This is a genomic window from Thermococcus sp. JCM 11816, assembly GCF_055396515.1.
Window position 1 is genome coordinate 1,288,152 of the sequence record NZ_AP043741.1, and the last position, 11,763, is coordinate 1,299,914.

At 52.2% G+C, this 11,763-nt stretch carries 12 protein-coding genes; 10 read left to right on the forward strand and 2 right to left on the reverse strand.

Features of this window, described 5'->3' with window-relative positions:
* Positions 1 to 4: 4 nt before the first annotated feature.
* The 8 genes from ACZ5TN_RS07325 to ACZ5TN_RS07360 all read left to right on the forward strand — a co-directional run bounded on the left by ACZ5TN_RS07325 (position 5) and on the right by ACZ5TN_RS07360 (position 8,344).
* Positions 5 to 679 carry a TIGR00153 family protein gene (locus tag ACZ5TN_RS07325; RefSeq protein WP_011251010.1) on the forward strand — a complete coding sequence of 225 codons (675 nt, stop codon included), beginning with the start codon at positions 5 to 7 and terminating at the stop codon, positions 677 to 679.
* A 148-nt stretch (positions 680 to 827) separates the two neighbouring features.
* A complete protein-coding gene (locus ACZ5TN_RS07330; protein WP_464916365.1) occupies positions 828 to 1,175 on the forward strand; it encodes a hypothetical protein in 348 nt (115 codons plus the stop codon).
* 79 nt (positions 1,176 to 1,254) lie between these two features.
* Positions 1,255 to 2,241, forward strand: coding sequence for an ABC transporter permease family protein (locus ACZ5TN_RS07335; protein ID WP_464916366.1), 987 nt, complete (start codon positions 1,255 to 1,257; stop codon positions 2,239 to 2,241).
* A gap of 47 nt (positions 2,242 to 2,288) precedes the next feature.
* Positions 2,289 to 3,422, forward strand: coding sequence for an ABC transporter permease (locus ACZ5TN_RS07340; RefSeq protein ID WP_464917569.1), 1,134 nt, complete (start codon positions 2,289 to 2,291; stop codon positions 3,420 to 3,422).
* 295 nt (positions 3,423 to 3,717) lie between these two features.
* Positions 3,718 to 4,950, forward strand: coding sequence for a hypothetical protein (locus tag ACZ5TN_RS07345; RefSeq protein ID WP_464916367.1), 1,233 nt, complete (start codon positions 3,718 to 3,720; stop codon positions 4,948 to 4,950).
* Positions 4,947 to 6,494, forward strand: a complete 1,548-nt coding sequence (locus ACZ5TN_RS07350) for an ABC transporter permease subunit (RefSeq protein WP_464916368.1) — start codon at positions 4,947 to 4,949, stop codon at positions 6,492 to 6,494. The genes ACZ5TN_RS07345 and ACZ5TN_RS07350 overlap by 4 nt, the downstream gene beginning before the upstream one ends.
* A gap of 5 nt (positions 6,495 to 6,499) precedes the next feature.
* On the forward strand, positions 6,500 to 7,420 hold the full coding sequence (locus ACZ5TN_RS07355; protein WP_464916369.1) for an ABC transporter permease: 921 nt from the start codon (positions 6,500 to 6,502) through the stop codon (positions 7,418 to 7,420).
* 6 nt (positions 7,421 to 7,426) lie between these two features.
* Positions 7,427 to 8,344: an ABC transporter ATP-binding protein gene (locus ACZ5TN_RS07360; protein ID WP_464916370.1), complete on the forward strand. Its 918-nt coding sequence runs from the start codon at positions 7,427 to 7,429 to the stop codon at positions 8,342 to 8,344.
* 98 nt (positions 8,345 to 8,442) lie between these two features.
* Here the strand turns inward: ACZ5TN_RS07360 and ACZ5TN_RS07365 are convergent, their stop codons facing one another.
* Positions 8,443 to 8,670, reverse strand: a complete 228-nt coding sequence (locus ACZ5TN_RS07365) for an Lrp/AsnC family transcriptional regulator (RefSeq protein ID WP_011251002.1) — start codon at positions 8,668 to 8,670, stop codon at positions 8,443 to 8,445.
* Between the two features lie 49 nt (positions 8,671 to 8,719).
* On the opposite strand from ACZ5TN_RS07365, the gene ACZ5TN_RS07370 reads away from it, so the two are divergent.
* A complete protein-coding gene (locus ACZ5TN_RS07370) occupies positions 8,720 to 9,370 on the forward strand; it encodes a serine/threonine protein kinase (protein WP_464916371.1) in 651 nt (216 codons plus the stop codon).
* Here the strand turns inward: ACZ5TN_RS07370 and ACZ5TN_RS07375 are convergent.
* Positions 9,338 to 9,664, reverse strand: coding sequence for a hypothetical protein (locus ACZ5TN_RS07375; RefSeq protein WP_464916372.1), 327 nt, complete (start codon positions 9,662 to 9,664; stop codon positions 9,338 to 9,340). The two genes, ACZ5TN_RS07370 and ACZ5TN_RS07375, sit on opposite strands and share 33 nt — an antisense overlap.
* 82 nt (positions 9,665 to 9,746) lie before the next feature.
* On the opposite strand from ACZ5TN_RS07375, the gene ACZ5TN_RS07380 reads away from it, so the two are divergent.
* Entirely contained in the window at positions 9,747 to 11,615 is a 1,869-nt protein-coding gene (locus tag ACZ5TN_RS07380) for a S9 family peptidase (protein WP_464916373.1), read from the forward strand.
* Positions 11,616 to 11,763: the final 148 nt, after the last annotated feature.

Sequence of the window (11,763 nt, forward strand, 5' to 3'; positions counted from 1 at the left end):
TAGCATGCAGGTCTGGACCAAGCTCTTTGCGAAAAGTCCGTTCAAACCTCTGATAAAGCACGCCGAGGTGGCCCTTCAGACCGTTGAAACACTCGAAAAGGCGCTCCAGGCGTGGCGCGAGGGCAACTACGAGGAGATGAAGAAGCTCGCCCTCGAAGTGGACAGGCTTGAGGACGTTGCGGACAGGATAAAAGAGGAGATAAGGGACTCCCTCAGCTCGAAGCTCATGATGGCGGTGGCGAGGGAGGATGTCCTCATATACCTCCACATGCAGGACAAGGTGGCCGATGCCGCAGAGGACACGGCCAAGTGGCTCCTCGTTAAAGAGCCAGGAAACATTCCAGAGGAGATAAAAGAAGTCATCCTTCAGATGGGCACTGAGAGCATCAAAGCGGCTAAGCTTGTCTATGAGGCAATAGTCCAGATGGACAGGGTCATCGAGAGCGGCTTTGCGGAGAAGGAGATCGAGAGGGAGTACGAGATCATACATGAGATTGAGGGAGTCGAAAGCAAGATCGACGGCCTCGATACCGAACTCATGAGGCTGGTCTTCCAGAACGCTGGCAGGATGGACTGGAGCGAGGGCTTCTACATCCTCAACATAGCCAGAACCCTCAGCAACATCTCCGACAAGGCGAAGGACGCCGCCGAGAGGATAAGGCTGATGATGAACAAGTGAGGATTTTTCTTTATTGTTATTGTGTTTAGTTTTGCTACTTATCTATCCCCATCCATAAAGTGCAATGTCTCAAAGAAGAGGTAAAATTTATAATGTCTCGTGATCATTTCTGCTTTGGGAATTTTAGTTATCGGCCGGGGGATGAAGGATGAGTAGAGGGGGCCTCGTAGTTTTAACCAGTTTGCTCCTTGTGGCTCTCGTTGCCGGATGCATGGAGGGAGGAAACTTCGTTTACTCGAAGGGCAAGATAATTGGACCTCATAAAGAGCTCAGGTACTCCTTTAAGGGACCTGTGGATTTGGACGTGAATGTCTCCGGAAACGGTCCGTTTACCCTGCTGATAGTCTCCTCGGACGGATCAAAGGAGATTTTCAAGAGGGAGAACGTTACCGAGGTTAAGGAGACCGTGAAGCTTCCCGAGGGTTCTTGGAAGGTTATCATCAGGAACGAGGGAGGGGATTCCCTAAGTCTCGATATAAGTCTAAAAGGAAAGTGAGGAACAGTTGGGATGTCGATTTCTGAAGGGACATTATTTTGGAGGGATTTGATTGAGAAACGCACGGGGACTGCTCCGGGTGGCCGTCAGGTTCACGCTGACGCTCTTGCTGGTGACCTTTTTAGTGGGAACGGGCGTCAAGGCTGGACTTAGGGAGATGGCAAAAAACGATATCCTAAAACATCCTGAGGTTTACAAAAACGCCCCTAAGTTAGGCATGACGCCAGAGGAATACTACATGAAGTACATAGCTCCCAAGAAGTACCCGGAACTCACAAAGCCCTCGGTGGTTGTGGGCTTTAATGCACTCGTATCGTCGGTAAAACCCCCTCAGGACAAAATTTGGAGAAAACTTGAGTTATACCAGTTCAGGATTCCAAGAAAAGAGGCTCTTCTGCGAACTTTGATTCTCCTCTTTATCTCCGAGATCATTTTAGTCCCGCTCTCGCTCATGGTTGCCTTTTGGGCACTAAAAAGTCCGAGGGTGGCTGGGCTATTGAATAACCTTACCAAGGTGGTTTTGGGAATTCCCGCCTGGTGGCCTGGTGTTGTCTTCATCCTACTCATCATTTACTCGCCGCTCCCCAACGATCTCGTAATATCCCCCGGACCAGGTGCCGGGCTACCCGATGTCCTTGAGAGCATGGTGTTCCCCGTTCTTACGGTCGTCCTGACCTCTTTCTGGTATCTTGCCGTCGAGTTTTACTTTTTGTTAAGCAGGGAGGTTCTCAACCCCTATGTGAGTTACAAACGTGCTATGGGCCTTCCCGAAAACAGGATTCTGATGTCCGCCCTTAGGGCGATATCCGTGCCGGCGCTGTCCATATGGTTTTCTCACTTAATCGAGGTCGAGGGCATAGTTATCGTCGTTGACCACCTCTTTAAGCTTGGAGGGCTGGGACAAATGATTGGTTCAAGCTTCTCCGGTTCAATGGCAGAAACCTTCTACTTCGTCCCCAGCCTCTTTGCATTCCCTCTCTTGGTATTCATAGTGCTGAACCTCCTTATAGCTATGGCAGTCGAATTCCTCAAAACCAGACTTGACCCGAGGGGGATTACGGCATGAGGGTGAACAAGCGAGGACTCATGATGGTGGCTGTTTTTATCGTGTTCATGCTGGGCGCACGTAGCTCGGTTTCTTCAGAGGAGATGAAGCACTGGGACGATAGGCTTTACTGGGTCGACTATCCAAAAAACGCCCTCCCTGTTTGGCATCCAAGAGCAGACATGGGGTCGCTTAAATTAAGCGAAGGGGATGAGGTTGTTGTGTCCGTGAGAACCCTACCGACCAACTTGGTGCTTTCAAACGCCACCCTCCTCATAATCCGTCCGGATGGCCTTTCAATCAGGCTTTCGGGAACGGGAAGCGTCAACTCCAACGTCACCTTGGCCGCCCAAGTCAAAGCCTTCGGAAGGGAGCTGGGCCTCGATGAGGGGAGTATTGTTCTTCACGAGCCTGCTCAGATTCTCTTCCTCTCTGGAGATGGGACTCTTTTGATGGGGGACTACACAATTAGAGTCGAATCTGGGGAGGTAGTTCTATTCGGCAACGCCTACGGCCTGTTGGGTACCGACGGATATGGCAGGGATCTATGGGCCGGCTTTGTACGGGCCACATGGGGAACTATTGTGCTCGCTGGCTTTGCAGTGCTGTTCGTTATAGTCATAGGCCTGCCCTTTGGCGTCATGTCAGGCTATTACTCCAACGTTATCGGTGATGCTGCCAGGGTGCTTGTGGAGGCGTTTCACTCAATACCGGCAATCCCTCTCGTCTTGGTAATGATATACGCCGTTTCCAAGGTGGGAGCGTACACTAAACTCATTATCCCAGACTGGCTCGCCGGGATCATCATAGCGCTCTTCTTTTTCAGCCAGTACTCCAACTCCGTACGGGGCATAGTGGAAAATGAGAAAGTTCAGGAGTACATTGCGGCCAGCAAAAGCATGGGTGCCTCGGATGTCTACATAATATTGAGGCACATTCTCCCCCTCGTGCTCAGTTATACGCTCTCCTACGTCAGCATGCTCTTCCCCAGGGTGGTGGCGTTTGTTTCGGTGCTCGGTCTGTTCAACATTATTCCTGGCACTAATTGGGGCTCTTACACCTCAGAACTTCTCAAGCAGGGAGCCTTGATGGGTCGCTACTGGTGGGCAGTCCTCGTCTCGGCGGTGGTAATAGCGTTCTTTGCAATCGCGGTGTCAAACGTGCTCAAGGAGGACGTTGATCAGTGGCAGCCACGGCTGTGATTATGCCGTATCTCCCTCCAGAATTAGAGGTCGAAGTTGGAGTGTACTCCCCACGATGCCGGCCAGCCCATTATCCCATGTCCCTTAGCGGTGTTCAAAGGGTCTAAGGATGCCGCGAGGGCTAAAGCGCATGAGGAACAGACAAGAGGTAAATTTTTAAGTTCTCCTTCTAACTTTTCCTGATTGGAATTGAGGATATCTTTAAAGTAGTGCTAAAGTTTTTAGATATATAAAAAGTGGCTCATTAGCATTCATGCCTCCTGCCAAATCCCGATTGAATTCCTGTGGTGATAAAATGCTGACCATCCTCAAAATAGAAGCACGACGGCTCTCAAGACCCCTCCTGGTTGCATCGACCCTAACCCTGATCTCCATGCTCATTGATAGTGAAATCTCGCCCATAATTCCTTACTTAGCCCTCGGCTTCTTGCTTTCATCGGTTTTCCCGATGAGCATTTCCGAGGGCATTGAAATACTGCTCTCTAAGCCTTTCCGAAGGGCCGGGCTCTTCATTGGACTCCTCCTCTCCCACATCACACTGTCCCTTTTTGTATTCCTCCCTGCAGTCATAAAACCCATAAGCGCCCTCTATGCCGTGTTTGCCCTTCCCTTCCTTCCAATGGGATACCTAACCGCGTTTTTCCTCAAAAATCCGAAGAAGGTCGTCCTCGTGGGGACTGTGATTTTCCTCTTTCTGACGTTTGTCCCAATGGGCTACATAGATATGAAGGCCCAAGACAACGCTCAGAAAGCGCTGGGAATCGAGACCTTTGCTGATTACGAGGCCAAAAAAGCCGAGTACTCTGCTATCGTGCACTCCCTCGAAAAGGAGTACGGCAATATGGCGTTCTTCTCACCCGGCGTCCAGCTCGAACTCTTTGCCCGCGACGTTGCGGGTGGAGATCGAGAAGATGCATTTCTTAGGTTCGGGGTTTCTCTTGGCTTTACGGCCCTTCTACTCGCGGTTTCCCTCCTTACTTTCCTCCGCCTCGAACCAGGCGGACTTCTAAGACCGACACTCCCATCACTGTACGTCCAATCGCTCCCCTGGTGGGTTCGGAAGGAGGTGGCGGCCCTCTGGGCTTCGAGAGCGTTCCTCGCGCTCTTCATGGTGTTGATCCTTCCGGTTGAGGGAACTCTTAAGGCGTTCTTCTCCCTATTCCTCCTCCCCCTGGCAGTGCTGGAGATCCTCTCGGAAGATTACTCCCTAATCCTCAGCAAACCCGTAAGAAGGACATACATAACCAGGCGTTTCCTCGTGGTTTCGGCCGTTTTTACTCTTTTCACACCTGTTTTTGGCCCCTCCTTCCCAGTGCTTCTCTTCACGTCGGCCGTCATTTTTCTCATCGGTCTCTTCAGCAGGAAACTGGCGCTCGTAGTGCTCCCGTTTTTAGGGCTTTTGATGAGTCCAACGCTCCAGGAGAACTCAATCCTCGTCGCCGTCTTGTTCCTTATTCTCACGCTACCCGTTATACTCCTTATCCATCTGCGCGCTCTCAGAATCGAGCTTAGGGGCGTGGTCAGATGAAAGGAGCCAAGCTGATGGAACGGATCGGAACTAACCATCCAGTTATCGTCTTCCTCCTTTCTCTCTTCCCAGCCATCGGAGTAGAGCTGGAGCTATACTATTTCAGCGTCCACAACATAACACTCCCCCCAGAAAAGCTTGGCTACTTAGTGACACTCAGACTTTTGACAGAGTGGCTTCCCGTCTTTCTCAAGTACCTGATCTTCCCAGTTATCCTGATTCTCCTCCTCTCGCGCTTCGGCTCGGACTTTGAGCGCGGCAACTTAGTCCTGATGCTCTCAAAGCCACTAACGAGAAGGCGCTACTTCCTCAACTGGGTCATTGAGGGGTTAAAGCTCGCCTTAGCTTCCACTATTGGGATAGTGCTTTCGGGAGCTCTCGCGATGTTCCTTCACGACTTCGAGGTCAGGGACTACGTTCTCGGCTCGCTCGCACTCTCGCTCTCGCTGATCGGTGTAATCGGAATCGCCCTCCTCCTGCTCCCGCTCGCGACCTCCCGAGACTTCGGAGTCGTTCTCGGCCTCGGGGCCTTCGTCATCCTTGCCCTCGCGGGAGAGCTAGACTATTCGTTTATCCCGACGGTTTATCTCGGAAAGGTTCTTTCTCTTGAAAGTGAAATCTCGGTATCCTACAGACCCGTTGGAGAGCTTTTAGCCCTCTCACTTGCCCTCTCAATCGCTGGAATGGAGATCTTCAGACTGACGGAGCTCAGAGGATCCAGATCCCTACCCGCGGAAGTGCCCGTGGGTGTCTCCTCCCCACTGCGCGGGCTTTACGGAGTTTTCCTCGGTCTGAGCCTGCAGAGCAAGCGCTTCATTGCCTTTGCAGTTTTCTCAGGCTTGATGGCACTGATGAAGTTACCCTCCCTCAGCAAAGGCTACACCCACTACGGCCCTGCAGGCCTTTTGAACTCGCTCATTTTCAACCTAAGCGGGGTTCCCCTGCCCCTCGTGGTTCTCCCGCTCGGGGCGCTTTCAATAAGCTCGACCGTGGAGAACGGAACTGCCAGAGTCCTGCTCAGCAAGCCCCTAAGGAGAAAGGACTTCTTCCTGGGAACGCTCCTGAGTGACGTGGTGGCGGTCTTCCTCGGAACGGCCCTTTACGCGGGGGTTCTCATCGCCTACGCCGTTCACCTCGGGGGTGGAAGGAGGGCCGTTGAAATTGGGCTCGTCTTCGGAGTTCTGGTCTTCCTCTCGCTCCTCTACTACCTTGCCCTCGGCTACCTGCTCTCAACCCTCACAGGGGGCAGAAAAGCACTCCTAACCTCAATCCTGCTGGCCTTCCTGCTGGACTTCGCAGTACCGATAGCATTTATGGCAGTGTTTGGACGCTCTGAAGAGTTCGCGAGAAAGGCCCTCTACTTCCCGGTTCCAGAGGTTCAGCACTCTGTCCTAGCATCGGCGGTGTCTCCGAAGAAAGCACTGCCGCCAGGGCCACTGGACAGTATTTTAGACTATGAGGCAAACTTGCTTATGCTGATCGTCCCAACGGTACTTTACCTCGGCGCCTCTTGGTTGAAGTTCAAAAAGGCAGACCTGAGGTGATATAGGTGTGGAGTCTAAAACTAGAAGCTGGGAACAGCATACGGCAGAAGAAGTTCTGGCTGATAACGGCTCTGATGGTGCTGATCTACATCATGGCTTTTTATGAAATCCAAGGCAACCTTGAGAGTGCCTCGAATCCTCAGGAAGTCCTGGCAGTGAGCCTCGTAGAATACGTGGTAGCGGGTGCATTCCTCTTCATAGGGCTCTACGCGCTCATCGCTGGGGCAACCGCGCTGAACTCCGACCTTGAGAACGGGACGATAAGACTGGCCCTCAGCAAGCCCATAAGAAGAGCTACTTACCTCTTTGGCAAGTTCCTGGGCCAGTCGGTCAGCATAATCGTGGCCATGCTCATCGCCACCCTGCTCTCCTTCGTTATAACGAAGTACTACGGAGTCTCGCTCACGGGGAAGCTGATCTCTGACCTCGTGCTGGCCAACGGTCTCATCCTCCTGGCGATGCTCCAGCTCCTTGCCCTGGGAATTCTCATATCGAGCGTGATACGCTCCCAGAACACGGCCCTTGGAGTTGCCCTTGTCCTATTCCTTGTGACTTCCCTGGTGATGCCCCAGGTTGTTGATGGGTGGGCAGAGAAGAAAGCGGATAAGGAATTCGGAATCCAGAAGAGGGGAGATTTTCTCAAATTAACCCCGGAAGAGGCCTCGGCGTACCAGCAGAGGCTTGAGGAGCTTCAGGAAGAGTACCACCTGAAGTACCTCTTCTACGCACCCCAGGTAATGATGATAGAGGCGTTTGAAGACATAGAAAAAATCTCGTTCAATAACGACGGAACATACACGATTGAATACCTGGGGGTCAGCCACTCCATAGCCAAAAATCCGGCCCCGGTTCTCATAATCCTGGGCCTCACCCCCGTGTACCTCGCGCTTGGATTAGTCAGGTTCCTTAGGATGGATTTGAGGTGATGGTTTGTGATGAGGGTTGAGAATCTCGTCAAATTCTACAAGGACGTTAAGGCCCTCAACGGCCTCAACCTAGAAGTAAAACCCGGCCAAATCTACGGCTTCCTAGGCCCAAACGGAGCAGGAAAAAGCACCACCATCCTCAGCACCCTTGGCCTAATCTTCCCACAACAAGGCCACATTCAGCTCTTCGACCTAGAAGTCTTCAGGGATGGAAAATTCGACGAGAACAAACTCGTCCAAGCAAAGAAGAGAATCGGCTACATGCCCGAGCATGCGACCCTCTGGGACTTTCTCACACCAGTCCAAACCCTCGACATAATCGCGGATGCATTCAAAATACCAAAAACCGAGAAGGAGAAAAGAATCAAAGAACTCCTAGACTTAGTCGGCCTAAGCGAGGCTAAGAACAGGAAGGTGGGCAAGTTCTCGAAGGGAATGCGACAGAGACTCCTCCTGGCCCAGGCACTCATCAACGACCCAGACCTCTTAATCCTCGACGAGCCGATGAGCGGTCTGGATCCGAAGGGCATCGCAGAATTCAAGGACATCATAAGAGAACAGAGAAAAGCCGGAAAAACGGTCTTCTTCTCAAGCCACATCCTAGCCCACGTTGAGGAAATCTGCGATACCGTTGGAGTCATCGTGAAGGGAAAACTCATCAGGGAAGGAAGCTTGGAAGAGATCAAACGCGAGTTCCTAGAGAAAGCGGGCTATACGATAATTCTGGAGACGAGCAAGCCCGTCGACTGGAGCAGTGCTCCCTGGCGCGCTTCACCCCTCGGCGAGAACAAGTACAGGATTGCGGCCGAGAGAGACATTAGAGAAGAACTCCACGACTACGTGGCAAAACGGGGAGCGAAAATACTCACCCTACAAATCAAAGAACCCTCCCTCGAAGAAATATTCCTAAAAATGGTGGGGTGAGCACTTTTCTTTCCTTTTTGACAACGACAATGACAGGGTATTCCTGGCACTCAGAAATAGCCAAGTCAGTGAGTAAGAGAACAAAAAGAGTCAGAAGTTCAGATGGCTATCATCGTCGAGGTCATCTGAATCTCGGGCATGCGCCTTATCTTCTCGGTTATGAACTGGTCAAGGTCCTTGAGCGTCTCGGTCTCGACCTTAACAACGAGGTCGTATTCACCATAGACCACGTAGGCCTCTTTAACTTCGGGCATGGCAAGAAGCTTCTCCATAACTTCCCTTTCCTTTCCGGCGGCCGTAACCATCAGAATAAAAGCCGTCACCATGGCTATCACCAAAAATATTTTATCGCCGGACTATTTAAGCTTATCGCGTATGACGTTCGAACACATCATAAGTAGTAAAAGGCTGGGGGACTTTCTAAGGCACCTGGCCGAGGAGGGCGTTGGAGGCGTTGAGCCACTCGCCAAGGGGACGACGAGCCTAGTCTTCACTGGAGTTTTAGGCGGGAGGAAAGTCGTGATAAAGCTTCAAAGACCAGACTCACCGAGAAGCAACTTCGAAAAAGAGGCGGAGCTTACCAAAATTGCCTCCACCTTTGGGGTAACCCCTCCAATCGTTGGCCTTGGCGAGTTCGAGGGCCTTCCCTACCTCATCAGGGAGTTCGCCGAGGGTGAACCCATCCTCTTCGCGGACGTAGAAAAGGGGCATCTCTTCAAGATAGTGGAGAAAACAGCCCTCCTCGACAGGCTGGGCATAGACCACGGGCAGATACAGGGCGGGAAGCACATCATAATCGGCGAGGACGTTTATCTGATAGACTTCGAGAAGGCAGGGTTCAGAAGGCCCAACAACCTGACCTCGGCGATGGCGATGATATTCATAGGCGAGAACGCGATATCAAAGAGGGTGCGGGAGAAATTTGGCCTCGACGAGAAGTTCAGGGAAGAAATGAAAGATGCCCTGAGGCACTACAAGAGAACCGGAAGCCTCTCACGCGTTCTGGACCTTCTTTCTGGTCTTTAGCCTGTCCGCGTATAGCGCTATCAGTGGAACCGCCAGCGCCAGTATTATCAGGCCCGCCCTTGGGTCGAAAAAGTAGTTGAAGGCCAGTATGACCGCCGCTGAGATAACTATCATCAGGAAGAGGTCCCTGTCGTAGAGCCTGGACTTCGCCAGGATGTTCTGCTCCCTCGCTGTGTAGGCCAGATACGCCGGAATTCCAAGCGCGGCGAACGCTATGCCGAGGTAGTCCCTTGTTACAAGTGAGATTCCAACGCCCAACGCCAGTATGATTCCAACCGCGGTTGTCTCCCTCATGGAGGAAAACTACAGGTTTGGAGTTTAAAACCTTCCGCAAACGATATAAGCTTCGGCTCAAACATAATTCGGTGATACCGTTATGAGCAGTATCGAATGGAACGAGAAGGCCTTTTCTAAGTTCGCCTACCTCGGCGATCCCAGGATAAGGGGAAGCAAAGTTGCCTACGTTCTCACGAAGGTCAACATGAAGGACAACAAATACGAGAGCACCGTCGTCGTTGAAGACCTTGAGAGAGGAACCAAGAGGTTCGTTGAGAACGCCTCAATGCCGAGAATTTCTCCGGACGGGAAAAAGCTCGCATTCATGCGTTCCAACGAGGAGAAGAAGGAGACCGAGATATGGGTTGCAGATATTGAGACCCTCAGCGCAAAGAAAGTCCTCTCCGCCAAAAACATCCGCTCAGTCCAGTGGAACGACGACTCGAGGAGGCTTCTCGTTGTGGGCTTCAAGAGGAGGGACGATGAGGACTTCGTCTTCGACGACGACGTTCCCGTCTGGTTCGACAACATGGGCTTCCTCGACGGCGAGAAGACCACCTTCTGGATACTTGACACGGAGAGCGAAGAAATCCTTGAGGAGTTTGAGGAGCCGCGCTTTTCCAGCGGGGTATGGCACGGCGATGGGGTAGTTATCAACGTCCCGCACAGGGAAGGGAGTAAGCCGGCCCTCTTCAAGTTCTACGACATCTACCTATGGAAGGACGGAGATGAGGAAAAACTCTTCGAGAGGGTCTCATTCGAGGCTGTTGATTCCGACGGAAAGGCCATCCTCCTCCACGGAAAGAGGGAGAAGAAGTTCATGAGCGAGCACGACTGGCTCTACCTCTGGGACGGAGAACTTAAGCCCGTATATGAAGGTCCGCTCAACACAGGGAGTGCAAAGCTCGGCGGCGGGAAAGTCTACTTCACGGTTCCCGACGCTGGAAGGGTGAACCTCTACCTCTGGGACGGGGAAGTCAAGCCGCTCATCGTCGGCGACCACTGGATAATGGGCTTCGATGTCCATGACGGAAGGATAGCACTCCTTATAGAGACAGCAACGAGGCTAAGGGAGCTCTACCTCTACGATGGCGAGCTTAAGCAGATAACCGACTACAACGGGCCGATATTTGAAAAGCTTAAGACCTTCGAGCCGAGGCACTTCCGCTTCAGGAGCAAAGACCTCGAGATAGACGGCTGGTACATCAAGCCCGAACTCAATGAGGGAGAAAAAGCCCCGGTCATAGTCTTCGTCCACGGCGGGCCGAAGGGAATGTACGGCCACTACTTCAAGTACGAGATGCAGCTGATGGCGAGCAAAGGATACTACATCGTCTTTGTGAACCCGCGCGGGAGCAACGGCTACGATGAAGACTTCGCTTTGAGAGTTCTCGAAAGGACGGGCTTGGAAGACTTCGAGGATATAATGAACGGCATAGAAGAGTTCCTCAAGCTTGAGCCCCAGGCAGACCGCGAGAGGGTTGGTATAACGGGCATAAGCTATGGAGGTTATATGACGAACTGGGCGGTAACGCAGTCAGACCTCTTCAAGGCAGGCATAAGCGAGAACGGGATAAGCTACTGGCTGACCAGCTACGCATTCTCGGACATAGGCCTCTGGTACGATGTCGAGGTAATTGGCCCTAACCCGCTCGAAAACGAGAACTATCGCAAGTTAAGCCCGCTGTTCTACGCTGACAGGGTGAAGGCACCGCTTCTGCTGATCCACAGCCTTGAGGACTACCGCTGCCCGCTCGATCAAAGTTTGATGTTCTACAACGTTCTCAAAGACCTTGGAAAGGAGGCATACATAGCGATATTCAGGAGGGGAGCACACGGCCACAGCATCCGCGGAAGCCCGAAGCACAGGGCCAAGCGCTACAAGCTCTTCATCGAGTTCTTCGAGAGGAAGCTGAAGAAGTACGAGGAAGGCTTTGAGGTTGAGAAGATTCTGAAGGGGGACTCCTGACGCTCTTCTCACCTTATTTTTCCTTGACAGTGCAAGGGCTTGAGAGTTACAATATCTGAAAGTCATGTTGAATCCTACCCAGTTCTGCCCACCTCTGAATTGATTTGACACGAAAGTGTTAAAAAGGCCACCCACCAACCCCTCCGCT

Coding starts and splice junctions, on each gene's coding strand:
- ACZ5TN_RS07325 (WP_011251010.1), top strand. CDS start 5: ATGCAGGTCTGGACCAAGCTCTTTGCGAAAAGTCCGTTCAAACCTCTG.
- ACZ5TN_RS07330 (WP_464916365.1), top strand. CDS start 828: ATGAGTAGAGGGGGCCTCGTAGTTTTAACCAGTTTGCTCCTTGTGGCT.
- ACZ5TN_RS07340 (WP_464917569.1), top strand. CDS start 2,289: ATGCTGGGCGCACGTAGCTCGGTTTCTTCAGAGGAGATGAAGCACTGG.
- ACZ5TN_RS07345 (WP_464916367.1), top strand. CDS start 3,718: ATGCTGACCATCCTCAAAATAGAAGCACGACGGCTCTCAAGACCCCTC.
- ACZ5TN_RS07350 (WP_464916368.1), top strand. CDS start 4,947: ATGAAAGGAGCCAAGCTGATGGAACGGATCGGAACTAACCATCCAGTT.
- ACZ5TN_RS07365 (WP_011251002.1), bottom strand. CDS start 8,670: ATGGTGACGGCTTTTATTCTGATGGTTACGGCCGCCGGAAAGGAAAGG.
- ACZ5TN_RS07370 (WP_464916371.1), top strand. CDS start 8,720: ATGACGTTCGAACACATCATAAGTAGTAAAAGGCTGGGGGACTTTCTA.
- ACZ5TN_RS07375 (WP_464916372.1), bottom strand. CDS start 9,664: ATGAGGGAGACAACCGCGGTTGGAATCATACTGGCGTTGGGCGTTGGA.
- ACZ5TN_RS07380 (WP_464916373.1), top strand. CDS start 9,747: ATGAGCAGTATCGAATGGAACGAGAAGGCCTTTTCTAAGTTCGCCTAC.